General features: G+C 65.4%; 19 protein-coding genes. 7 read left to right on the forward strand and 12 right to left on the reverse strand.

All coding sequences use genetic code 11. The annotated features are described in order from the left end of the window. Nucleotides 1–219: 219 nt before the first annotated feature. Both JOF46_RS17930 and JOF46_RS17935 read right to left on the reverse strand, forming a co-directional pair. Nucleotides 220–1,035: a class I SAM-dependent methyltransferase gene (locus JOF46_RS17930; protein ID WP_209909644.1), complete on the reverse strand. Its 816-nt coding sequence runs from the start codon at nt 1,033–1,035 to the stop codon at nt 220–222. Continuing rightward, nucleotides 1,028–1,975 carry a bifunctional riboflavin kinase/FAD synthetase gene (locus JOF46_RS17935; protein WP_209909647.1) on the reverse strand — a complete coding sequence of 316 codons (948 nt, stop codon included), beginning with the start codon at nt 1,973–1,975 and terminating at the stop codon, nt 1,028–1,030. The genes JOF46_RS17930 and JOF46_RS17935 overlap by 8 nt, the downstream gene beginning before the upstream one ends. 177 nt (nt 1,976–2,152) lie before the next feature. Between JOF46_RS17935 and JOF46_RS22600 the strand changes: the two genes are divergently transcribed. Both JOF46_RS22600 and JOF46_RS17945 read left to right on the forward strand, forming a co-directional pair. Beyond that, entirely contained in the window at nt 2,153–2,764 is a 612-nt protein-coding gene (locus JOF46_RS22600) for a DUF937 domain-containing protein (RefSeq protein ID WP_209909650.1), read from the forward strand. Nucleotides 2,765–2,857: 93 nt separating this feature from the next. Continuing rightward, entirely contained in the window at nt 2,858–5,194 is a 2,337-nt protein-coding gene (locus tag JOF46_RS17945) for a vWA domain-containing protein (RefSeq protein WP_209909652.1), read from the forward strand. Between the two features lie 77 nt (nt 5,195–5,271). Here JOF46_RS17945 and JOF46_RS17950 read toward each other — a convergent pair whose 3' ends face one another. The 4 genes from JOF46_RS17950 to truB form a co-directional block, all read right to left on the reverse strand. Further along, on the reverse strand, nt 5,272–6,636 hold the full coding sequence (locus JOF46_RS17950; protein WP_209909655.1) for a hypothetical protein: 1,365 nt from the start codon (nt 6,634–6,636) through the stop codon (nt 5,272–5,274). A 474-nt stretch (nt 6,637–7,110) separates the two neighbouring features. Next, nucleotides 7,111–7,602, reverse strand: a complete 492-nt coding sequence (locus tag JOF46_RS17955) for a hypothetical protein (RefSeq protein WP_209909658.1) — start codon at nt 7,600–7,602, stop codon at nt 7,111–7,113. Beyond that, on the reverse strand, nt 7,599–7,973 hold the full coding sequence (locus JOF46_RS17960; RefSeq protein WP_209909661.1) for a hypothetical protein: 375 nt from the start codon (nt 7,971–7,973) through the stop codon (nt 7,599–7,601). Before JOF46_RS17960 ends, JOF46_RS17955 begins: the two co-directional genes overlap by 4 nt. A gap of 53 nt (nt 7,974–8,026) precedes the next feature. Continuing rightward, nucleotides 8,027–8,905 (reverse strand): tRNA pseudouridine(55) synthase TruB, encoded by an 879-nt coding sequence (gene truB, locus JOF46_RS17965; RefSeq protein WP_071215767.1) that lies wholly within the window; start codon nt 8,903–8,905, stop codon nt 8,027–8,029. A 235-nt stretch (nt 8,906–9,140) separates the two neighbouring features. Between truB and JOF46_RS17970 the strand changes: the two genes are divergently transcribed. Next, nucleotides 9,141–10,592 carry an MFS transporter gene (locus JOF46_RS17970; RefSeq protein ID WP_209909664.1) on the forward strand — a complete coding sequence of 484 codons (1,452 nt, stop codon included), beginning with the start codon at nt 9,141–9,143 and terminating at the stop codon, nt 10,590–10,592. A 423-nt stretch (nt 10,593–11,015) separates the two neighbouring features. Beyond that, nucleotides 11,016–12,113, forward strand: coding sequence for a ScyD/ScyE family protein (locus tag JOF46_RS17975; RefSeq protein WP_209909667.1), 1,098 nt, complete (start codon nt 11,016–11,018; stop codon nt 12,111–12,113). Between the two features lie 116 nt (nt 12,114–12,229). On the opposite strand, the gene rbfA is transcribed toward JOF46_RS17975, so the two are convergent. The 5 genes from rbfA to rimP form a co-directional block, all read right to left on the reverse strand. Then, a complete protein-coding gene (rbfA, locus tag JOF46_RS17980) occupies nt 12,230–12,667 on the reverse strand; it encodes a 30S ribosome-binding factor RbfA (protein ID WP_209909670.1) in 438 nt (145 codons plus the stop codon). Between the two features lie 113 nt (nt 12,668–12,780). Continuing rightward, nucleotides 12,781–15,651, reverse strand: coding sequence for a translation initiation factor IF-2 (infB, locus tag JOF46_RS17985; RefSeq protein ID WP_209909673.1), 2,871 nt, complete (start codon nt 15,649–15,651; stop codon nt 12,781–12,783). Between the two features lie 165 nt (nt 15,652–15,816). After that, nucleotides 15,817–16,146 (reverse strand): YlxR family protein, encoded by a 330-nt coding sequence (locus JOF46_RS17990; RefSeq protein ID WP_342592497.1) that lies wholly within the window; start codon nt 16,144–16,146, stop codon nt 15,817–15,819. A gap of 233 nt (nt 16,147–16,379) precedes the next feature. Further along, a complete protein-coding gene (nusA, locus tag JOF46_RS17995; protein ID WP_209909676.1) occupies nt 16,380–17,354 on the reverse strand; it encodes a transcription termination factor NusA in 975 nt (324 codons plus the stop codon). 1 nt (nt 17,355) lies between these two features. Next, nucleotides 17,356–17,934: a ribosome maturation factor RimP gene (gene rimP, locus JOF46_RS18000; protein WP_209909679.1), complete on the reverse strand. Its 579-nt coding sequence runs from the start codon at nt 17,932–17,934 to the stop codon at nt 17,356–17,358. Nucleotides 17,935–18,053: 119 nt separating this feature from the next. On the opposite strand from rimP, the gene JOF46_RS18005 reads away from it, so the two are divergent. The 3 genes from JOF46_RS18005 (at nt 18,054) to ggt (ending at nt 22,844) form a co-directional block, all read left to right on the forward strand. Further along, a complete protein-coding gene (locus tag JOF46_RS18005) occupies nt 18,054–19,298 on the forward strand; it encodes a hypothetical protein (RefSeq protein WP_209909682.1) in 1,245 nt (414 codons plus the stop codon). Nucleotides 19,299–19,626: 328 nt separating this feature from the next. Beyond that, the gene (locus JOF46_RS18010; RefSeq protein ID WP_245348181.1) at nt 19,627–20,601 is read left to right on the forward strand and encodes an Ltp family lipoprotein; all 975 of its coding nucleotides are present in this window, start codon (nt 19,627–19,629) and stop codon (nt 20,599–20,601) included. 413 nt (nt 20,602–21,014) lie between these two features. Continuing rightward, the gene (gene ggt / locus JOF46_RS18015; RefSeq protein ID WP_209912017.1) at nt 21,015–22,844 is read left to right on the forward strand and encodes a gamma-glutamyltransferase; all 1,830 of its coding nucleotides are present in this window, start codon (nt 21,015–21,017) and stop codon (nt 22,842–22,844) included. A gap of 106 nt (nt 22,845–22,950) precedes the next feature. Here ggt and JOF46_RS18020 read toward each other — a convergent pair whose 3' ends face one another. Next, nucleotides 22,951–23,766: a sulfite exporter TauE/SafE family protein gene (locus JOF46_RS18020; protein ID WP_209909686.1), complete on the reverse strand. Its 816-nt coding sequence runs from the start codon at nt 23,764–23,766 to the stop codon at nt 22,951–22,953. Nucleotide 23,767 lies beyond the last annotated feature (1 nt).

Raw genomic sequence — 23,767 nt, forward strand, 5'->3', positions numbered from 1 at the left:
GCCCACCCGGTGACCTGTTCCCGGTAGGGCTGATGCTGGCCAAACAAAGGGGGAATCGACAGGATGAGAACGGCCTCTGCCGGGGCCATTGCCCCGAAGGCAACCAAGAATGTCTTACTCGTTTAAGCTCCTGACAAGCAGCTTGCAACGACGATGTTCGGAATACCACCGATCGTAGCGTACGCGGCGCTGCACTGGCCTGAGCCAACCCACGGGATTCTAGCTGCGCAGCCTCGCCCGCCACGCATGGGTCAGGTACGGCAACCCGAACGGCTCCCCCGGCGTGTGGCCCAGGTGGTCGTAGAGGTACCAGGACAGGTTGTGCTCAACCCTCGCCCGGGTCGCCGCCCCGGCACGCAGGTAATAGCTGCGGGACTTGGCCAGCTCGATGACCTGTTCGGCGCTCAGCGATTGCTCCCAGATCCAGGAACCGGACTCGGGGGCATGGAATTCCGGGCCCACCGGCGGGACGAAGTCCGGCCGGTGCACATCCCCGGCATGCATGATCCGGGCCAGGCGGTGCACCCAGGGCACCGAGACATCGAGCTGGTTCCACACCAGGGACAATTTCCCGCCTGGTTTCAGCACGCGGGCAGCCTCGGTGCTGGCAACATTGGGGTCCACCCAGTGCCAGGCCTGGGCGTAGGTGATGACGTCCGCGCTGGATTCCTCCAGCCCGGTCTCTTCCCCGGTCCCCTCCTGCGCCCTGACCTCGGGCAGGCGTTCGCGCAGCACCGCGAGCATGTCGAGTGAGGGCTCGACCGCCGTGACGTTCAGCCCGCGGGCCAAGAGTTGTGCGGTGAATATCCCGGTTCCTGCTCCCACGTCCACGGCGTCGCGTGTGGTCGCGGGGACCATGAAGGCAAGTGCTGCATCAGGGTAGTTGGGACGCACGGCGTCATAGTGGGCGCCGCCGACCTTGAACGCCGTGGCCAGTTCGCGGCGGCGTTTGGCGTCCATGGTGAAGGCGCGGGCGGGCAAACCGGGAACCGGCCGAGGGGCCTGCTCGCCGGTTTTCGGGGTCGAATCAGGCATCTAGCAAGACGGTCCGGGTGCGTGCGACGTCCTCACGCATCTGTTCGATGAGCGCCTCGATGCCGCGGTAGGCCACCATCGGGCGCAGGTGCTCGACGAACTCCACGATGATCTGCTGGCCGTAGAGGTCGAAGTCCTCCACGCCCTCGGCGGGACGGTCGATCACGTGTGCCTCGACCTGGCGGCTGACGCCCTCGAAGGTCGGGTTGGAGCCCACGGAGATTGCTGCGGGCCAGCGCACCTGCGCCTCGTCCACCAGCCAGCCGGCGTACACGCCGTCGGCCGGGATGATGCCGGAGGCAGCGGGGTCGAGGTTTGCGGTGGGGAAGCCCAGCTCGCGGCCGCGTGCGGCCCCGTGCACTACCTCGCCGCGCATGCGGTGCGGGCGTCCCAGGATCTGGGCGGCGGTGGCCACCTCGCCGCGGTTCAGCGCCTCGCGCACCCAGGTCGAGGACCAGCGGCGGTGCTCCCCCACGTCCTCGACGCCAATGACGTCAAAACCGTATTGCTTGCCCAGGGCGACCATCACGTTGAAGTCCCCGGAATTCTCGCGTCCGAAGCGCACGTCGTGGCCCACGACCACGGTGCAGGCGTTCAGCGCGCCCACGATGACCTTCGCAACGAATTCCTCGGCGCTGGCCCGGGCGAAGTCCAGGGTGTAGCGGATCATCAGCAACCCGTCGAGGCCCTCCTCGGCGAGCGTCTCGATGCGGTCCTCGATCCCCATGATCAGTTCCGGGGCAGCGTCGGGGCGGTGCACCTGTGCCGGGTGCGGGTCGAAGGAAATGGCCACGGCCTTGGCGTGGCGTTCCCTGGCCGTGGCAACCACGGCGGCAAGCACCTCCCGGTGACCGCGGTGGACCCCGTCGAAGTTGCCAATGGTCACTACCGACGGGCCGATGCCGGGGGGTACGGCTTCGAGGCCTTTCCAATAGTGCACGTTGCTCCTTCGCTGGTGATCCGGGCGGCCGATTCGAGCACGGCCATAACCATTATGGACGACAAATACTCCAAGTGCCGATTCTTGTCCGCAGTGCGGCCCATCGAGGTGGTGTGCGCCATAGGATGGGGCCCAGGGCCCCGAATCCACCGGTCCCCCAATCACAAGGAGCTCTCGATGGCCGACCTGAACGAACTGCTCAACATGATCCCGCTGGACCAGCTCGGGGCGAAGCTGGGGGTCGATGCCGACACGGCACGTGCCACCGCCGCCACCGCCCTTCCCTCGCTGCTGGCGGGCCTGCAAAACAACGCGGCCTCCCCCGACGGCGCCGACGCCCTGTCCGCGGCCATCGCACAGCACGACGCGACGTTCCTGGACGGCGGGGTCGACATCGACGCGGTGGACACCGATGACGGGCAAAAGATCGTGCAGCATGCCCTGGGCGAGAACCAGTCGGCCCTTGCCTCCCAGCTCAGCGGCGCGGCCGGCGGCGGGGTGGACCTCGGCGCGCTGGTGCAAAAGGCGTTGCCGATCCTGGCCCCGCTGGTCATGGCGTTCCTGGCCAAGAAGGCCACCTCCTCCGCCGGCGGCCTGGGCGGACTGCTCGGCGGCTTGCTTGGCGGTCAGGGTGTCTCCGGAAGCCAGGCTCCCGGCGGGCTGGACCTCGGCGGCATCCTGGGCGGGCTCTTCGGCGGCGGGGACAACGCCGGCCAGCAGCAGGCGGGCCAGGGTGCCGGAGGTTTGGATCTGGGCGGCATCCTCGGCGGGCTCTTCGGCAAGAAGTAGGCTCGCCGCCTTCACGATTCCGCGAGTCAACCCACCAAGAAGCGCTCCCTTTGTCGCTTACATCATCGTGCCTGAAGAAGGTTGGGAAATGCCATGACTGATCAAGACCTGCGTAACCGTCTCGCGGAATTACTACTACAAGGGCTGGAGGTTGGGACTGGAAAACACGAAGAAGGCGTGGTGGATGAGGTCTTCCGCGCCTTTGGGCTCAATTGGAACGACATAGATGCTGCCGTGTCACCCAAGAAACTTAATCGCGCGGAGGTCCTGCAAAAGTCGGCTGCCGCGCAGTTGGCAAAGGCTGCCCCGTCAGCAGAAGATCTGCTCAACGCTGTGGTCCGATGCGGCGGACGATTCGTGTCAATGCTAGACGAGGTCTTTACCCGGCTTGCGCAGCACAGCACGTCGACCTCCGGCACCTCGGACACGTTCCGGTTGAAGCGAAGCGGTGTCGACGAATCGAGCCTGACAATCAGTCCTGGCTTCCTGGAACGCGTGCACCACCTCATGGAAGTGCTCCAGCACATTCCCGTGGGTGTGATGGACGAGCAAGCGCTCAAGTCATTTACGCGCTGGGACAATGGCGTGTCATACGGACGCTGGCCCATAAACGACGACCACGATGACAGGCTCGTCAATGCAGTACTGGATCTGGCGTGGGTTGGCCCACTCGTCCGACAGCGTGCGGAAGCCGATCCGGGTTGGACACCTGCCCTCATCCTTTGGAATCAAGCCCACGAAGCTGCCGCACTTCTTACCAATGCGGCAGAAGGACTTGTGCGATCGCACGCTGCACATCTGGACATGCTTGCTGGCTTGGATATTGCGGAAGCAGCCAGGGAAGTCTTCGGCGACGGTGTTGCCGACAGGCAAGAAAACTATCTTCTGGAAGAAATTGAGCGCTTCCGTGCGGAACGCACATTCTGGATTACGGCGTGTCCCGGCCTTGTGCTGACCATCGACCAGGTTTCAACAATCGGATTGGGGGACGATCTCGAAGTTTCAAAGCGCCCTGCGGAACATTACTACTATGGCTCGGGAGTCAGCGACCTCGCAGGCTTTGTGGCGATGCGGAAACTGCAGATATGGGCGGAGAATCAACGTCCTGAAACCGAGCAGCGGATCTTCCAAGATCCGGCCGCACTGGAAGACTGGTTATCTTGGGTGGCCTCGTCATGCCAGGAGGCCACCGCCTGGCTGGAAAATGACGTCCTCGAAGCAACCTCTGAAATCGACTTTTCCAAACGGATCGAAGCCATTGAGGAGTTCTTGAATCTGCCTCTGTGGAAACAGCGCGATTTGCTCTACGAAGTTTGGCTCCTATGTGCCACTCTCGATGCCTGCGAAGACGCTGCCTGGGAAGTGGAGCTGAGCTTGCTGCCCTCGGTAGATGGCGCATGGGTCCTATCGGTCGGGCCTGCCAATTCACCGGTTGCCAGGATACATATGGGTACCGACAAAACAGTGATTCTCGATGTTTGGCGCGAACCCATGCGCACTGCGGATTCGGGGATTCTCACACCAGACCTTGCAATATCCACACCACCACCCTACGTCCGAGATCTCTTCGTTGTGGAAGCGAAGGACCGCATAAAGATGACGGTTGGAAAGCCTCTTGAAGCAGATGCGTCGCTGGATCAAACGAAGCTCGGCCGCAAGACGGCACTGGGTGTTGCCCAACGATATGCGATTGGCCTGCATCCCATCGCAACGTGGATCTGCAACCACTGCGATTTTCGCCAAGACTCCGACCCCTGCCACAACCATGGCGATGCCTGGACGAGCATCCATCTCGCAGACCAATTTCGCCCGGGCCACGTGCCCGAAGGCTTCAAGCAGTCGCTCAGGATTGCTTTGTCGCCTGCCCCGGGTACGATGGCTGGGCCCGCGACCGAGCCATCTCAGATACCCGGACTCGTGCTGGTGGTCGATGTCACCGGAAGCATGCACTCTCGGATCGACTCGGCGTTCTCGACGTTTGGCAACGTGGAAGCATTTCCTTTCAAGGAATTCCGAGTCGTCCTGTTCAGTGACCATGGGCAGAACGAACCGTTCCTGGTTCGCAAGCTGGGTCCCTTTCCCGCGATGACGCAGCTGGCCGACAGCATTGGTGTCCAGCCCCGCGGGTCCGGCGGGGACATTGATGAAGCGCTGGAGGATGCGATGCAACGGTGCAAAGAGATTGTTGAAGACATCGGACCGCAGACCGTTCTCGTACTTACCGACGCTCCACCTCATTCGGCCGTGGCCTGCCCCTACCAGATTGATTTCTCCGCCGAAGTCCAGGCCCTGCTCGCTTTCGGTTGCCGGATATTGGTCGCCAATGACTGGCTGGACCCCAACAATCGCACATGGTCTGGGTTTGTCGATCATCCTGATTTCCGTCTGGCTCCACTGGCGGACCTGGTTGCCGGGTGGAAGCGCCAGTAGCGGCCACAGGGCTTCCACCCGGAAGACTCGGCATGGCCGACGGAAGCCGCGCGGTCCCGGCTTCCGGCCTGATCGGCCTACAGCTTGAGCGCGTCGAGCAGCATCGTGTTTGCGTCCCGCGTTCCTGTTACGTCATCCAGCTGTTTACGGCGTGCCCTGTCTGCGCTTGGCCGCCCGGGATCGCACGACCAGTAGTGGGTGTGCGGCTTGAGCAGCAACTTGTAGATGGTGGCCCTCCATCCACCGAGCGAAAGGCGGACCGGGATGTCACGAACGCCCGGGCCGAATTCGGAGGCGATCGGTCCGCCGACCGGATCGCCCAAGGAAGCGAACCGCACGGGAAAGTAGAGGTTCGTCCAGCGGGTCGGCCCGAACGATGCATCATGCTTTCCCACCTTCAAGGTGGAGAATTGCTCGTTGATTTGGTACTTGATGTCAACAAACGTCGTAGATCGCTCGGCCAAGGGCGGACATTGGGGATACTCCCCCTCGCGCTGACGCTGTTTGAGCTTTACCGAACGGGTATCGAGAAGCAGGGAGGCATGGGCCAGGGGTGACCCTAGCGTGACGAAGTCCGTCACCAGCCAGGGAACGCCCAGTGCACGGTTTTCACACCACAGTCGGTGTTGCCTCTGCTGAAAATCCGCAAGGTCCTTGGCTCCGCTTGAGCCGTCGAGTGCCGTTGCGCACTTGTCGAACGCTTTCGCTTCGGTTTGCTTGACTCGGAAGTTGGAATCGTTCAGGAGTGCGGGGTTGGGGTGGCGTAGTTCGTCCCATGCCAAACGGATCAGGTCGATTCCAATCACACTACCCAAGCTGTGGCCCACAAGAACGACCCGGTCGTAGTCTCCATCCTCATGAAGTTTCTTGAGCAATGTCAGCCCATCGGCGCGGATTCTGTTTCTTGCAGCCACGTTCCGAGGGTGAGGAGTCAGATAGCGTGCAGCATCCGCCAATGAACCGGTGATGAACCAACCTGAACCCAACACTCCGAGCAGCAGCGCACCGGAAATGCCAACAAGCCAATAGAGCTCTGTCGCCGCCAAAGCTTCGGACCCCACCAGTCTGGCGATCAGCACACCAACGATACTCGCGAGCAGGGCCCCTGCTATCTGGATCATGCCGACCACACCGCGCAACGTCTTGTCCAGCCGCCAGAAAAATTGCCGAGTGATCAGGCGGGCGGCCCATCGGAGAGTCTCAAGGATCTTCCCCGATTCAAAGTGATGAGCCCAGTACAGCTCGTAGCAATCGGTGATAGGGCGATTGCTGTTGCTTGGCAACGTATAACGTCGCAATTCAAGTGAGTCGGACAGCCGATCCGGCTTGTTGTAATACTTCTTTTCCCCCAGTCCGGCAACGAAACTCCGGAGTGTATCCATCGGCCGCTGCTCACCTATTCCGTGAATCAGAACGATGGCCTGTCGCTTTTTGCTGTCCATTTGAGCATTCTCCCACACGCAAATTCAGGCCTGGGGAATTGCCTGGCTCCTCGAACCGAATGCTGCGCTCGCCCAACCAGGAGCATCGTGCCAGTGATGTAACTCCGACCGCGGTCGACGGGTTGTTCGGTGTTGTTTCATGATTCGTGCCGACGAAGACCCTAACCTGTGAAGGAGCCACCCGAGTCCGTATATCGGAGTTCCCGGCGTCTTCACAGCGCAGTGTCCCGGTGGCCGGTACCGTTCCGACCCGACAGGAATATCTGGACCACCGCGCCCTGTCATTGGGGACCATCCCGTAGTCCCTTCAAACTACGGCAGGTCGGGGCTGGTGATTCGCTGGGTCGGCCCCATTCTCCGGCAATGCCGGGCTCGACAACGAGATAGCCGTGCAATGGTATCCGGCCACAAACAATCCCGGTGGCCCGGCGACCTACGCGTACAGAACGGCCTGCTTGGCACGTGCGCCCGAGCCTATGCGCCTGGAACCTCTGGCATCTTGTGCCTGGCCAGCCACCACAGGCCGATCAGCGGCAGCACCAGCGGCACGTAGCCGTAGCCGGAACCGAAGTGCGACCACACCGCCGGATGGGCAAAGAGCGCGGGCAGCACGAAGCTGAGCGTGCCCACCACCAGCACGCCGACCAGCTCGAAGAGCACCGCGTACCAGGAGAGCCTCCAGCTGCCGGGCTTCTTGGAGGCCAGCGCGAGGGTCGCGACGATGTACACGGCACCCGCCAGCGCGCTGAGCAGGTAGGCCAGCGGAGCCGCACCAAAATCCAGCAGGATCTGGTAGACGGCACGGACCGTGGCCGAGAGCGCCAGCACCCCGTACACGGCGATGATGATCCGGCCCAGGCCCGAGGATCGCCCGCCGTTGGAGCGCACCGGCTTGTTGCTGTCCTTGCGGTTCGCCGCATCCACGATGCGCGAACGCTTCACCGGATTTTTTCCTTGCTCGCTCATGCCGGCAACACCCCGTCCCAAATCTGTTCCATCCTGTACAACATGACAAAGACTATGGCCCCGGAGACCGCCAGCACGGTGTTGGACCACCGCGACTTGTCGGTCACCGCCCAGACGAAGGCCAGCACCGGGATCAGCAGCGCCGTGAGCAGGTAGCCCCAGAACTCCCATGGCTCCCCGTTGACCGTCTGTCCCCCGGCCTGCCGAATCGCCGCGGCGATCCCGTAGACCACCAGGAACACCTCCAGCAGCGCGACCGCCACCAACGCGAAGTCATCCGGGTAGGTGCGGATGATGGTGGCCAGCACGCCCAGCAGCACGGCCACGGCGCACAGGATGGCACCGGCAATGAAGAATCCGTCAACGATCACGGCGGAAGTTACCCCTTAAAAGTCATTCGTTCACACACGGGTGCGCTGCCAAGCTAGGAAGCGGTGGCGAACACGAGCTCGGGCTTGGCTTCCTTGCCCTTGTTCTTCAGCAGCGCCACCAGGGTCCCGTCGGGGGCGAAGGCCGCCGTCATTTCCTCGGTCTCGTTCGCGCTGATCCGGCGGCCGAACGAGAGCTCGGAGCGTTCGTGCTCGCTCAAGTCCCGGCGGGTGAACAGCGCGTCGGCTGCCAGTTCCAGCGGCAGGTACTCGAAGTCCTTGGCCAGCTGCTCCAGCGTCCGGGCCCGATCCAGCGTGTAGGGCCCGACCTCGGTGCGGCGCAGAGCGGTCAGGTGACCGCCCACTGCCAGGTCCTCGCCCAGGTCGCGGGCCAGTGCCCGGATGTAGGTGCCCGAGGAGCACTCGACGGTCACGTCGATGTCCTGGACCTTGCCGCCGCGTTCGCGGCGGATGTCGTGCACCTCGAAGCGGTGGATGGTCACCGGGCGGGAGGCAAGCTTCACGTCTTCCCCGGCGCGCACGCGGGCGTAGGCACGTTCGCCATTGACCTTGATGGCGCTCACGGAGGAGGGCACCTGCTCGATCGGGCCGGTGAGCTTGGCAATGGAGGCGCGGATCTGTTCCTCGGTGAGCGCGGCGGCGATCCGGGTCTGCACGATCTCGCCCTCGGCGTCGTCGGTGATCGTCGATTCACCCAGGCGGATGGTGGCGGTGTAGGTCTTGTTGGCGCCCACGATGTAGGTCAGCAGGCGGGTGGCCTTGTTGATGCCCAGCACCAGCACGCCGGTGGCCATCGGGTCCAAGGTGCCCGCGTGCCCGACCTTGCGGGTCCCCGCCAGCCGGCGCGTGCGCCCGACCACGTCATGGCTCGTCCAACCCTGCGGTTTGTCGACGATGACCAGGCCTGAGCCGATGGCTTGGGTGGGGTTCTCCGGGGCAGTTTTCACGCCCTCCAGTATAGGCCGGTTCGCTGGGGGCTTTTTCCCCCCGGTTCTTCCGCGGGCCTCGGATTTCCGGCCGGCAGGCACGAGCGGTCAGCCGTTGCGTTCCCGGCCCCATATGGCGATCACTCGAGATGCCATTGACTTGCCTTGGGCCCGGCTCCTACGGTCGGGGCAAGGGATGCCAAGGCCAAAGGGGATGAAGATCATGAGCAGGCATGAACGAATCGTGCTTTTGGTGGCCATCCTGTCTTCCTTCGTTGCCTTCCTTGACGGCTCGATCGTCAACGTGGCGCTGCCTGCCATCGCCCGGGAACTGGGCGGTGGCATCACCACCCAGCAGTGGGTGCTTGACGGCTACCTGCTCACGCTCGGGTCCCTGATCATGGTCGCCGGAAGCCTGTCGGACATCTTCGGGCGGGTGCGGATCCTGCGCACCGGGCTCATCCTTTTCGGCATCGCCTCGCTCTTGTGCACCGTGGCACCGACCGGAGCCGTGCTGATCGGTGCCCGCCTGCTGCAGGGCGCCGCAGCGGCCCTGCTGGTCCCCAGTTCCCTGGCGCTGATCACCTCCACCTTCCCAAAGGGACCCCGGGCGGGCGCCATCGGAACCTGGACCGGGTGGACCGGCACCGCGTTCGTTGCAGGTCCCCTGCTTGGCGGCCTGCTCGTGGACACCGTCTCCTGGCGGCTGGTCTTTGCCATCAATGTCCTTCCCATCGCCGCCACCCTGGTCTTGTTGGCGAGGCTGCACGACCCGGTGCGGACCGAAGCCCGGACGCCGATCGATTTTCCCGGTGCCCTGCTGGTGGCCTTCGGGCTCGCCGGGACGGTCTTTGCCCTGATCTTCCAGGCCGGGCCCGGCTGGGCGCACCCCATGGTCTACCTGCCCTTCGCGCTGGGATTGCTGTGCCTGGCCGCGTTCATTTGGCGCGAGGCGCGGGCGAGGCATCCCATGATGCCGCTGCACCTGTTCCGCGAACGGAACTTCGGCATCGGGAACCTGGCCACCGCGGCGTTCTATGCCGGCATCTCGCTGGGAACCTTCATCATCCCGGTCTTCCTGCAGGAGGCCGCAGGCTTCACCGCCTTTGCCGCCGGGCTGGCAACGATCCCGCTGACGCTCATGTCCCTGGCGCTGTCGGCGCTCTTCGGGACGCTGGCTGGCAAGTACGGCCCGCGGCTGTTCATGTCCGTGGGGCCGGTGCTCGCAGGAACGGGCTTCGCGCTGATGCTTTTCGCCTCGGACCCGCTGGACTACTGGTGGCAGATCCTGCCGGGCGTCGTGGTCTTCGGGCTGGGCCTGGCGGTGACGGTTGCCCCGCTGACCGCCGCGATCCTCGGTGCCATCGACCCGGCGCAGAGCGGCATCGGGTCGGCCATCAACAACGCGGTGTCCCGGGTCGCCGGGCTGCTCGCGATTGCCGCGGTGGGGCTGGTCACCGGACCGGTGCTGGACACCGCCGCCTTCCACCGGGTGGTGATGGTGACCGCCGTGCTCATGCTGGTCTCCGGCGTCGTCTCGGCCCTGGGCATCAGCAACAAGCTGCACGCCGGCGCACCGCCCGTCCCGCCCGAGGCCACCGCCGCGTGCCACGACCGCATCGTCTCCCACGGGTTGGACGGGGACGGCCAAGAGCGCGGGCTCCAGCCCACCTGATATTGCCGTTGGATCGGTGCCCGACTCCAACTCGGCGCATGTCCTGCACCAAGGCCTCCATGACAAATCAAATACTGGAGTCATCGCTTCCCATGCCAATAACGTGTGGGGCATGCTTTCCATTGACTTCCCTACATGCGCGCCATAGCCTTCTGACTATCTGGCCACGGCCGGATCACTCGTGTCGGGCAAGGCGCAACTGGGGGCGCCGACGCCCTCGTCACCGTTTTCACGGCATCCACTCGTTAGTTTCTTCATCGGCGTCACTCGCCTGCCATTGATGTTTTCTTGCACCACCAATTTCCGGCAGCGGCCATCGGGTCGTTGCCTTGGGCCATGTCGCGTGATGAGACGAGTCAGTTCAACAGTTCACGTGCCGCTTGCATGCGGCGCTTCCAGTTCTCTTGACTAGGACACTCAACCATGAAGTTTCGCGTATTTGCGGCAGTAGTCGCAGCCTCGGCCATGACGGTGACGCTTTCCGTCGCACCTGCCCAGTCAGCCACCGCTCCGCCGTCCCCGGACATCACCAACGTCAAGCAGCTTGCAACGGGTCTTGGGGGACCGTTGAAGGTTGCCTTCGGGCCACACGGCAACGTCCTGGTGGCCGAGGCAATGACCGGAATGGTCTCCTCCATTTCGCCTTCCGGCAACAAGACCGTGCTGGTCTCGGCGCCGGGACATGAAATCGCCGGTGTTTCCTACGGCAACAACACCACCTATTACTTCCAGAACGCGGGTTCCGAGGGCGGGGAGCCGCCTGCTCCGGGGCTCACCCCGGCGGTGCTGAAGACCATCGACCACAACGGCAAGGTCCGCACCATTACCGACATGGCGGAGTACGAAAGGACGCACAACTCCGACGGCAATACCGTCTACGGGGTTCGCGACGCCTCGGCCAGCTGCCTGGCCCAGGCACCGGACCTGCAGTCCATGGGCGAGGAATTCTCCCACCCGTACTCCAGCGTGCCGGCCCGCAACGGCCTGTACGTCGGTGATGCGGGCGCCAACGCGATCCTGCACGTGAACAACCAAGGCAAGGTCTCCCTGGTCAAGGCACTTCCCGCCGAGCCCATCACGATCACCGCGGCGGTCCAGGCGATCGCCGCCGAGATGGGCATGACGGTTCCCGATTGCATGCTCGGGCACACCTACTGGGCCCAGCCTGTTCCCACCGACATCACCATCAAGGGCAACTGGCTGTACTACACGGTCCTGCCGGGGGTACCGGGTGAATCCCTGTCCGTGGGCAAGGTCTACAAGATGAACCTGCTGACCAAGAAGACCCAGGTCGTTGCCACCGGGCTCAATGCCCCCACCGGCGTCGCACTGGACCACATGGGCAACGTCTACGTGGCCGAGCTCTTCGGCGGCGGCGTCGCCAAGATCGTCAACGGCCACGCCACGACGGTCCTGCCCGCGGGCCTGGCAGCAGACATCGCGATCCAGAACAACAAGATGATCGTCAGCACCATGGTCCTGACACCCTCCGGATCGGTGGTGACCGCCACCATCAAGTAGCACCACGGCCGCAGCCTTGCTCGCCGAACGCAGAAACCCCGCAACAGGCCCCTGGTTTTCCAGGATCCCGTTGCGGGGTTTCTTGCTGCCCGGGGAACCGGGCGCAAGGGCAACGACTAGGCGTCGTCCTCTTCTTCTTCGTCACGCTTGTACGGGTCGGCGTCGCCGGCGAAGGTCTTGCCTTCGGCCAGCGCGGCAACCTCGGCGTCCTTGGCCTTGGCAACCCGAAGCAGCGCCTCGAGGTTCGAGGCGTTGACCGGGATTTCGTCTGCGACGAATTCCAGGGTCGGGGTCAGGCGAACTGTCACGTTCTTGCCGACCTCCTTGCGCAGGACGCCCTTGGACTTCGCCAGGGCGGCTGCTGCATCGGCCTTGGCTTCGTCGTCGCCAAAGACCGTGTAGTAGATGGTGGCGTGCTGCAGGTCGTTGGTCACCCGTGCGTCGGTGACCGTGATGGCCTCCACGCGGGGATCCTTCACGGCCTTGCCCAGTGCCTGGGCTACAACCACCTTGATGCGTTGGGCTAGCTTTGCGGCGCGAGCCGAATCAGCCATGATCACTCCTTCTGTTGACACGTTTGCGGAACTACGAGGTAATGCGGTTGACGGCAAGGGCCGCAGCCTTTTGGGCTGCGGCCCCCACCGTCAGGGTCTATGCCTTTTAGGGCTTAGACGCGGGGCTTTTCACGCATCTCGTAGGTTTCGATCGTGTCGCCGTCCTTGACGTCGTTGAACGAGCCCAGGCCGATACCACACTCGAAGCCCTCGCGGACCTCCGTGGCGTCGTCCTTGAACCGCTTGAGCGAGTCCACCGTCAGGCCCTCGCCGATGACCTTGCCATCGCGCAGGACGCGTGCCTTGGTGTTTCGGCGGATGGTGCCCGAGCGAACGATCGAGCCGGCAATGTTGCCGAACTTCGATGAACGGAAGACCTCGCGGACCTCCGCGGTGCCCAGCTGGGCTTCCTCGTACTCCGGCTTGAGCATGCCCTTGAGAGCCAGCTCGATGTCATCGATTGCACCGTAGATGACCGAGTAGAAGCGCATGTCGACGCCTTCCTTGTCGGCCATTTCGGCAACGCGCTCAGCAGGCTTGACGTTGAAGCCAATGATGATCGCGTTGTCAACGGTTGCAAGGTTGACGTCGTTCTGGGTGATTGCGCCCACGCCGCGGTGGATGACGCGCAGCTGCACGCCTTCTCCCACGTCGATCTTGAGCAGCGAATCTTCCAGGGCTTCCACGGCACCGGAAACGTCACCCTTGAGGATGAGGTTGAGGGTGTCGATCTTGCCGTCGGCAACGGCCTGGTCGAAGTCTTCCAGGGTGATGCGCTTGCGACGCTTGGCCAGGGCCGCGTTGCGGTCCGCGGCTTCGCGCTTCTCGGCGATCTGGCGAGCGGTGCGCTCGTCGTCGGTCACCAGGAAGGTGTCGCCTGCACGCGGCACCGAGGACAGGCCAAGGACCTGGACCGGGCGCGACGGGAGTGCAACGTCGAGGTTCTCGCCGTTCTCGTCGAACATGGCACGCACACGACCGTGTGCGGTACCGGCAACGATGGTGTCGCCGACGGCCAGGGTACCGGACTGGACCAGCACGGTTGCCACGGCGCCGCGACCCTTGTCGAGGTTCGCTTCGATGGCAATGCCTCGGGCGTCCTTGTCCGGGTTGGCACGCATGTCCAACGCGGCATCGGCGGTCAACAGCACTGCGTCAAGCAGCTCGTCGATACCGAGCTTCCGCAGTGCAGAGACCTCGATGAACATGGTGTCGCCACCGTATTCCTCCGGAACCAGGCCGTATTCGGCCAGCTGGCCCTTGACCTTGTCAGGGTTCGCGGCTTCCTTGTCGATCTTGTTCACTGCCACGACAACCGGAACACCGGCGGCCTTGGCGTGGTTGAGCGCCTCAACGGTCTGCGGCATGACGCCGTCATCCGCTGCAACAACCAACACGGCGATGTCGGTGACCTTGGCACCACGTGCACGCATGGCGGTGAACGCCTCGTGGCCCGGGGTGTCAATGAAGGTGATCGCACGATCGATTTCCTCGTGCATGTGGTGGATCTGGTACGCACCGATGTGCTGGGTGATGCCGCCGGCTTCGCCCTCGATGACGTTCGACTTGCGGATCGCGTCGAGCAAGCGGGTCTTACCATGGTCAACGTGACCCATGATGGTGACCACCGGCGGACGTGCCTCAAGCATCTCGTCGGTCTCGGCCTCGAGTTCGGCGTCGAAGTCGATCGAGAACGAGGCGAGCAGTTCGCGCTCTTCGTCTTCGGGGGACACGACGGTGACGACGTAGCCGAGCTCGGCACCCAAGACGTCAAAGGTTGCCTCATCCAGGGACTGGGTGGCGGTGGCCATTTCTCCCAGGTGGAAGAGCACCGTGACAAGAGCTGCCGGGTTTGCGTTGATCTTGTCGGCGAAGTCGGTGATCGACGAGCCACGACGGAGGCGGACCTCGGTCGTGCCGTTGCCGCGGGGCACACTGACGCCGCCGAGGCTCGGAGCGCTCATCTGCTCAAGTTCCTGGCGCTTTGCGCGCTTGGACTTGCGCTGCTTGCCGCGGCCTGCGCCGCCCTTGCCGAAGGCACCCTGGGTTCCACCGCGACCGCGGTTCGGACCGCCGCCGCCCTTGTAACCGCCGCCGCCGCCGGCTGCTCCCGGAGCTCCGCCGGCGCCTGGTGCGCCACCCGGACGTGCCGGGCCGCCACGGCCCGGACCACCCGGACGTGCACCGGCCGGAGCCGGACGTTCGGTGCGGTTGGGCATCATGCCGGGAGTAGCGCGAGCGCCTCCCGGGGTGCGCGGACCTGCGCCTGCGGGGCGCGGTCCACCGGCACCGGCCGGACGGGGGCCGCCTGCACCGGCTGCCGGGCGGGGACCGCCGGCGCCTGCTGCGGGACGGGGACCACCGGCACCGGCCGGGGGACGCGGGCCGCCCGGGCGGGGACCGCCGGGACGGGGACCGCCTGCGCCGGGGCCGCCGGAGCGCATGCCCTGCTGGGATGCGAACGGGTTGTTGCCCGGACGCGGGCCACCTGGCTTGGCACCCGGACGCGGGGCCGAAGCCGGGCGGTCCGAACGCTCGGTGCGCTCGGGGCGCGCGTTCTCACCGGCGGGGCGCATGCCCTGCTGGGAAGAGAACGGGTTGTTGCCCGGACGCGGTGCGCCGGGCTTGGCACCCGGACGCGGTGCGGCCGAGGCCGACGGTGCTGCTGCTTCGGCGGCCGGGGCCGGTGCTGCCGGGGCGGCTGGCGCCTCGGTTGCGGCCGGAGCTGCTGCCGGAGCCGGTGCCGGAACGGTGCCGGCCGGCTTCGGTGCGGCTGCGCCCGGGGTCACCGGGGCGGCCGGGGCTGCCTTGGGTGCTGCCGGGGCAGCGTTCGGGAACGCGGTGCGCAGCTTGCGCACGACCGGTGCCTCGATGGTTGAGGATGCGGAACGGACGAATTCGCCCATTTCCTGCAGTTTTGCAACTGCATCCTTTGAAGTGATTCCGAGCTCTTTGGCGAGCTCGTGTACGCGGACCTTAGCCACATTTCTCCTGTCTGAAGGTCCGCACCACTTCTTCTTACAAAGTTTTTGGCACGAACCAACGTTTGCTGTCTAGCCCAGCATCCAAAACGGATGCCACAGGCGCTGCGACGCATAAGCGATTTGTCATCGTTAGGCGCTCATCGCTTGGAACTCATCGGGTTTCCATCAGATTTCTGACCCGCTTTCAGGTTGGACGTTTGTGAAGGCCGGTTTCCCAGGTTGGGTCCTGTCCTTGGCCCGCCGTTCCGCCACAAGTGAGGAGACATCCACGTTGGTCCGAAAGGACCGAGCGAATGCCCCTCGTTGTACGGCACGTTGGGCACATTCCGGGTTGGGGTGCAGCCAAGCACCCCGCCCGGCGAGACGACGGGTCGGATCGGGCACCGGGACGGACTTGCCGTCCTTCGCCCTCAAGACCCAGCGCGTCAGCTGGTTCTGGTCCACCACGGTGCGGCAACCGATGCACGTGCGCTGCGGCTGTTGCTGCAATGACACGTTGGTTCTTCTCCCGCATTCGATTTACCACTATGCATAGTGGACCACAGACAAGTCTAGCGCGTTTCGGCATTTCGTGGAGCGTGCCGTGGGACACGTAAACCTCGCTTCGAAGCCGATGGCCCGCAGGCCCTGCCGGGCAAGCAAAAGACCGTCGGCCCCCGGCCGGCCGGCTCCCCCGCTGGGGGGTGCCAACCGGCCTGCGGGCGCGACGGCCTGATGGCTGGATGCTGTTACTCGGCCGGGACTGCGTCCGAGACGATGTCGATGCGCCAGCCGGTGAGCTTGGCCGCCAGGCGGGCGTTCTGCCCTTCCTTGCCGATGGCCAGCGAAAGCTGGTAGTCGGGAACCACGACGCGGGCCGAGCGGGTGGCCGGATCGGTGATGGTCACCGAGACGACCTTCGACGGGGACAGCGCCGAGGCGATGAACTTGGCCGGATCGTCGTTGTAGTCGACGATGTCGATCTTCTCGTCGTTCAGCTCGGTCATCACGGCGCGCACGCGCGAACCCATTTCACCGATGCAGGCGCCCTTGGCGTTCAGGCCCGGGACGTTGCCCTGCACGGCGATCTTGGTGCGGTGGCCGGCTTCGCGGGCCAGTGCCATGATTTCCACGGCACCGTCGGCGATCTCCGGGACCTCGAGCTCGAAGAGCCGGCGGACCAGGTTCGGGTGCGAACGCGACAGGGTGACTGCCGGGCCCTTGGGGCCGCGGTTGACATCGACCACGTAGCAGCGGATGCGGTTGCCGTGGGTGTACTTCTCCCCCGGCACCTGCTCGGGCGGCGGCAGCAAGGCCTCCACGACACCCAGGTTGACCTGGACCATGATCGGGTTGTTGCCCTGCTGGATCTGCCCGGAGACGATCTCGCCGATCTTGTTCTTGAACTCGCCCACCACGTTGTCGTCCTCGGCGTCGCGCAGGCGCTGCAGGATGATCTGGCGTGCGGTCGAGGCGGCAATGCGGCCGAAGCCGGTGGGGGTGTCGTCGAACTCGCCCACGACGGTGCCGTCTTCCTCGGTCTCGGTGGCGAAGATCGTCACGTGGCCGTTGCGGCGGTCGACCTCGGCGCGTGCCTGCGGCATCGCACCCGGGGACTTCTGGTACGCAATGAGCAGGGCCTGCTCAATGGTGGGGATCAGCACGTCGATCGGGATTTCGCGCTCTTTTTCAAGCATGCGCAGCGCGCTCATATCAATGTCCAACTCAGGCCTCCGCGTTTTCGTCGTCTTCTGGATCAAGCTCTAGTTCTTGCAGTGCCGCGGCCTCGGCCCGGGTGAACTCCACCTCGACGTTGCCGCGGCGGATGGACGAGAAGCCAATGCTGCGGGTCTCGCCCTGCTTGGGCTTCATGCCCTTCTTGACCTCGATCTCCGGGACGATGGTGATGCCCTCTTCGTCCACGGCGGTCAGCCTGCCCAGCAGGTTGTCCTCGCCGATGACGTTGACCTTCACCATGCGCCCGACGTTGCGGCTCCAGTGGCGCGGCAGGGTCAGCGGACGCGAGGTTCCGGGGGAAGATACTTCAAGTTCGTACGGATCCGCGGTGTCGTGCGGGTCCTTGTCCAATGCCTCGGAGATCGAGCGGGAAACCTCTGCCACCGCGTCGAGTTCGATGCCGTTGGTGCCGTCGACGAGGTCGACCACCACGTGCACGATGCGCTGGTCCCCGGCGCGGCGCACCTGGACTTCTTCGAGCACCAACTGGTGGGAGGCAACGGTGGGCTCCAGTAGTTCGGTGAGGCGGGCCGCCTCGAGCTGGATGTCTGCCGGCTTGCCGGTCATGAAAGTCCTCCCACATTATTCGATGTTGTGAATCCTAGGGTAGCGACTTTTGGCCCCATCCGTCTGCCCGATTCCCGGTTGCCGCCCCGCGGCCCGGGTCCATGGGATGATCGGTGGTGATGGATCAGCACCCAATGGACCCCAGGCACCCCGTTTCCCCCGCACCCCGCAGGCCCCGCACCAGGGTCCGCGTGCTGGCCGCGTCGGCGGTTGTTGCCGTGGCCGCGGCCACCCTCGGCACCGGGGTCTACCTGAACCGGGAATCCCCTACATGGCAACGGATTCTTGGCACCGAACCGGTCATCGAGGTGCCCCCGAAGGCCACCGACGAACTGCCCGTGCTGCTCGATTCCGTCGACTACATGCTCGAGCACCCTGCCACCTCCACGGGCGCCAAAACCACCGCCGCGCTGCAGGGTGCCAGGTCCATGCTGGCGGGGCATGTCGAATTACTCACACCCGGTGCATTGGCGGCCGCTGCGGCCTCGGCCAGCGCCGCCTCGGGCACCGGGGCCCAGTCCTCCGCCGCCCCGCCCTCCGCGGTTCCCGCGTTGACGCCGGCCGAGTTTTCCTCGCGCCTGGCCGCTGCCGGCAACGGCCTGCTGCACGAGGCACTGACCGCCCCGGAGCAGGAGGCGCGCAGGCTCTCCGGTGCCGGCTTCGAGCTGGTGCTGCAGGCCCGCACCGTGCTCTCCGCCGCCGGGGCCCCGCAGGCGGCCATCGACGCGCTGCCCACCCCGGCCACGGAACTGGCTGCACAGGCGGCGGCTCCCTCCTCGACTGTCTCCCCCGCTTCGGCTTCTTCCTCGGCCGCGCCCGCCGCCGGGCCCACCGTGGACATGGTCGCCGCGGCGAAGATGCCCGAGTTCACGTTCTCGGCCTGCCCGGCCACGGTGCCGGCCGACAGCAAGGGCACCGGATCGACGGATTCGGGGCAGCTGCTGGGCGAGGTCATCGATGCGGCCTACCGGATGGGGTACGCCTACGACGTTGCCGGCGCACGGACCAGTGCCGGGCTTCGCACCGCGGCCTGGAACAGGTCCGAGGTCCTGGTGGAATTCGCCGAAGCCCTCGAAAAACAACTTGATGCCGCGCACGACTGCGAACCCTTGCGGCAGCCTGCCTACCAGCTGCCGGCCGATGCCGTCGCCAATCCCATGGATGCGGCCCGCAGCGGAGAGGCCCAGTTGGCATTGCTGTTGCGGGACGCCGCCGCCGGCCAGGCCGGGGAACCCCGGGCCTACCTGTTCAACGCCGCCTGGGCCCAGGGCCTGCGGGCCCGGCAGGTCACCGGCACGGTTCCGGACTTCACCGCCGTGGCCGGGGCACCTAAGCCCGCGGACGAAAGCCCTTCTGCCGGATAGCCGCCGGGTCGGCAACCATCCGGAACGCCGCCACCCAGGCCAGAGCCGATTCCGGCTCCAGGGACCCTACGTATTGCCTACGCGTCATGGCCTATCTGGCTTTTTCCCTGCGCCGACCACCCACGAAAACGGGCTCGCAGCTTCCGTGGCTAGCAACGTCCCGAATTCCCACTGGCAGGAAGGTTCCCCCGCGAAAGCTCGTGAGGACCACGAACCTGCATTCGACTCGTTCACTGACCCCAAATCGTCTGTGCTCGGGGCTATGGTCACCGTAGGAGCTGCCGGGGGAAATGGGAGCTCCGATTCGCAACCGTCATTAGGGGGAACCATGTCTGTTCGTTTCAATCCGCCACCGCTCTGGCTGCAGTACCTTCCGGCCGATTTCAAGCCCACGCCGTCGTGGGTTCCGGAAACGGCTTGGGGTGCTCCGCCCGCCGGTTGGCCCCTGTGGGTGGACAATGGCACCGGCCACCCGGCCATGCCGCCGGCCGAGTTTTCGACAAATCCGTATCTTTACCTGTCGGTGATGCCCGGAGCGCCCTCGCCCAGCGCGGTTCCTTCGCCTGCATCCGGTTCCTCGGACTTCGGTCCTTCCATCAGCGGATTTTCGGCTCCCCCTCCGCAGAAACCGAAGAAGCCGCTGAGCCGGGGAAAGAAGATTGGCATCGGTGTCGTCGGCGTCGTCGTCCTTTCATTCATCGTGGGCTCCTGTGGTGGCAGCGGCGACCCGTCGTCCTCTGCACCTGAAACCACGGCAGCTGCCGTTGCGTCGCCGAGCGCCACCCAGGCCGCTGAGGTCGACGCGGTGTCCCCCGAGGCTGAGGCCAGTGCCAAGGCCGAGGCCAGCGCAAAGGCGGAAGCGGAAGCCAGCGCCAAGGCGGAGGAAGATGCGAAGGCAGCGGCCAAGGCAGAAGCCGAGGCCAGCGCTAAAGCCGAGGCGGAAGCAAGCGCCAAGGCCAAGGAAGAAGCGAAGGCCGAGGCCGCAGCCAGCGCCAAGGCCGAGGCGGAAGCTGGAACCGTGAGTCAGCAAAACGCTCTTCGGGCCGCCGAAAACTATCTCGACTACACAGCTTTTTCGCGCAAGGGGCTGATCTCGCAATTGAAGTTCGAGGACTACTCGACCAAGGACGCCACCTGGGCAGTGGAACGTGTGAAAGTGAATTGGAACGAGCAGGCTGCGAAGGCCGCCGAAAACTACCTCGACTACACGGCGTTCTCCCGAAACGGGCTGATTGAACAGCTGATTTTCGAGGGCTACACGCGGAAGCAGGCAGAGCACGGGGTGAGCAAGACCGGTCTGTAGAGATCCTCGGCCGGTCGATTGGCATATCAGTCAATGACCTGGTCCCGAAGGCTTTCGGGCTTCACTGGAAGATCCCTCGCCCGTGGCACCAGTCCCGCCGAACACGGCATGACCGGTGCAACGGGCGGTTTCAGGGCCGGGGTTCCCAGCGGTACGTATGCCGGTCGAGGCGAGCATTCGGTGCCCGGCCTGGCCGCCGGAAACGGTACGTCACAGCCGAGCCGCAGGCCCCCGGCGCCCACCACGGGCGGGCACTGCGGCCGTGGTGGGCGCGGCCCGCCGAGCCTTTCGGCCAGCATCCCGAGTGCAAGGACACGGGCACACGAATCCGCCGAGTGAGGCGTGTCACATCTGCATGAAGTCTGTCGGGGGCAATACGTTGGCCTTGTCCCACTCGCACAGCCATCAAGGAGATCCCTGTGTCAAACAGATTCATCCATGCCTCGACCTGCGCCGCCGCCCTCACCCTCATCGCCGGCGCGATCACCGCCGCCCCGGCCGCCGCCGAACCGCGGCAAACCGACAAACAGGCCACCGCCACCGGAACCGGCGGGGCCGTGAGCACCGTCGATCCGGAGGCCTCGGCTGCGGCGATCGCCGTGCTGCGCAAGGGCGGCAATGCGGTGGACGCCGCCGTCGCCGCGGCAGCCACCCTCGGCGTCACCGAACCCTACAGCGCCGGCATCGGCGGGGGCGGCTACTTCGTGTACTACGACGCCGCCTCCGGAAAGGTCAGCACCCTGGACGGACGGGAAACCGCTCCGGCGACCATGCCGCACGACGCGTTCATCGATCCCTCCACCGGGAGCCCCTATCCCTTCACCCCCGAGCTGGTGACCAGCGGCGTCTCGGTGGGTGTGCCCGGCACGGCGGCGACCTGGCAGAAGGCGCTGGAGAACTGGGGATCACTCAGCCTCGGACAGGCCCTGCAGCCGGCCATCAAGGCAGCCACCCGCGGCTTCGTCGTGGATGAGACCTTCCGCGAACAGACCCTGGACAACCAGGAGCGCTTCGCCGCGTTCGACTCTACCGCCGAGCTATTCCTCCCCGGGGGCGATGCCCCGCAGGTGGGCAGCATCCTGAAGAACCCGGATTTGGCCCGCACCTACCGGCTGCTGGCCCGCGACGGGGTCCAGGCCTTCTACCAGGGGGCGCTGGCCCACGACATTGCCTTCGCCGTCCAGGCCCCGCCGATTGCCGAGGACACCGAGCTTCCGGTGCCGGTCGGCCACCTTTCCACCGCGGACCTGGCCGACTACGAGGTCATCTCCCAGGCCCCCACCAAGGTGGACTACCGCGGGCTGGAGGTCTATGGCATGGCTCCCTCCAGCAGCGGCGGAACCACCATCGGCGAGGCCCTGAACATCCTGGGCAACTACGACCTCTCCGCCATGGAGGGCCCGGGCGCCATGCACCACTACCTCGAGGCCAGCGCGCTGTCCTTTGCCGACCGGGGAAAGTACGTGGGAGACCCGGCATTCGTGGACGTGCCCACCGGCACCCTGACCGATGCCCTGTTCGGTGCCGAACGCGCCTGCGCACTTGATCCCGAACAGGCAGCCGCCAAGCCCGTGGCCCCGGGCGATATCGCCGACTACGACGGGCTCTGCCCGGCGACCACCGCCGCGCCGGCCGAGGAAACCGACACCGAAAACTACTCCACCACCCACCTGGCCGTGGCCGACGCCAAGGGCAACGTGGTGTCCTACACCCTGACCATTGAGCAGACCGGCGGTTCGGGCATCGTCGTTCCGGGGCGCGGGTTCCTGCTGAACAACGAGCTGACCGACTTCTCCACCGTCTACAACCCGACCGACCCCAACCGGATCGATCCGGGCAAGCGCCCGAGGTCCTCGATGTCCCCGACCATCGTGCTCTCCGAGGGCAAGCCGCTGCTGGCCCTGGGCTCGCCGGGCGGTTCGACCATCATCACCACCGTGCTGCAGACCCTGGTCAACCGCGTGGACCTGGGCATGAGCCTGCCCGAGGCCATTGCCGCACCGCGCGCCTCGCAGCGCAACACGGCCAAGGTCACGGCCGAACCGGAATTCATTGAATCCCAGGGCGCCGCGCTGGAGGCCCTCGGCCACGAATTGGTGCCCGCCGGCGATTCGTTCACGCCGCAGGCGGAGATCGGTGCGCTCGAGGCCATCGAGTTTGCCCCGGACGGGACGATGACCGCGGCCGCCGAACCGACGCGCCGCGGCGGCGGCTCTGCCATGGTGCTCAAGCCGGCGCGCTAGATCCCGGCAAGGCCCCGTCCAAAAAAGGAACGGCTCCCCGAACATCGAACCGGTACGCCGGAAAGATGTTTGGGGAGCCGTACTTGTGTTGGGGGTGGAATCCGGCCTACGTGGCCGGGAACAGCACGTCGTAGCCGAGCTTGAGGATCAACGCGCCCACCACGGACAGGAACACGACCCGGATGAACTTGCTGCCCTTGGTCACGGCCATGCGCGCGCCCAGGTAGCCGCCGCACATGTTGGCCACGCCCAGGACCAGCCCGAGCCCCCAGAGCAGGTGCCCGGTGGGCAGGAAGAACGCCAGCGCTCCCAGGTTGGTGGCCATGTTCACGATCTTGGCCTTGGCGCTGGCGGCCAGGAAGTTGTAGCCCATGAACGCGACCATCGCGATGATCAGGAACGACCCGGTGCCCGGGCCGATCAGCCCGTCGTAGCCGCCGATGACCAGCCCGATCACCCCGGCCACCGCGTAGTGCCGGCCCCCGGTGTAGCGCAGCTGCGTCAGTTCCCCTGCGGTTGGCTTGAACAGCGTGAACAGGCCGACGGCGATCAGCGCGGCAATGATTACCGGCTTGATCACCTCCGGGGGCAGCAGCGTGGCCAGGATCGCCCCGCCAAAGGACCCGGCCAGGGCAACCGTCGCCATCGGGATGGCCGTGCGCAGATCCGGGGCGGCGCGGCGGTAGTAGGTGATGGCACTGGTGGTGGTGCCGAAGATGGAACCCATCTTGTTGGTGGCCAGTGCCTGCACCGGGGAGATGCCCGGCACCAGCAGCAGGGCGGGGAGCTGCAGCAGTCCCCCGCCGCCCACCACAGCGTCGACCCAGCCGGCGGCAAAGCCGGCCAGCACGATCAGCGCGATGGTTCCGGCCGTGAGTCCTTCCAGGCCGGAACCATCAAGCAGCGCCGCCGCGTCGAACATG

The organism is Paeniglutamicibacter psychrophenolicus (genome assembly GCF_017876575.1).
GTDB classification, from domain to species: domain Bacteria; phylum Actinomycetota; class Actinomycetes; order Actinomycetales; family Micrococcaceae; genus Paeniglutamicibacter; species Paeniglutamicibacter psychrophenolicus.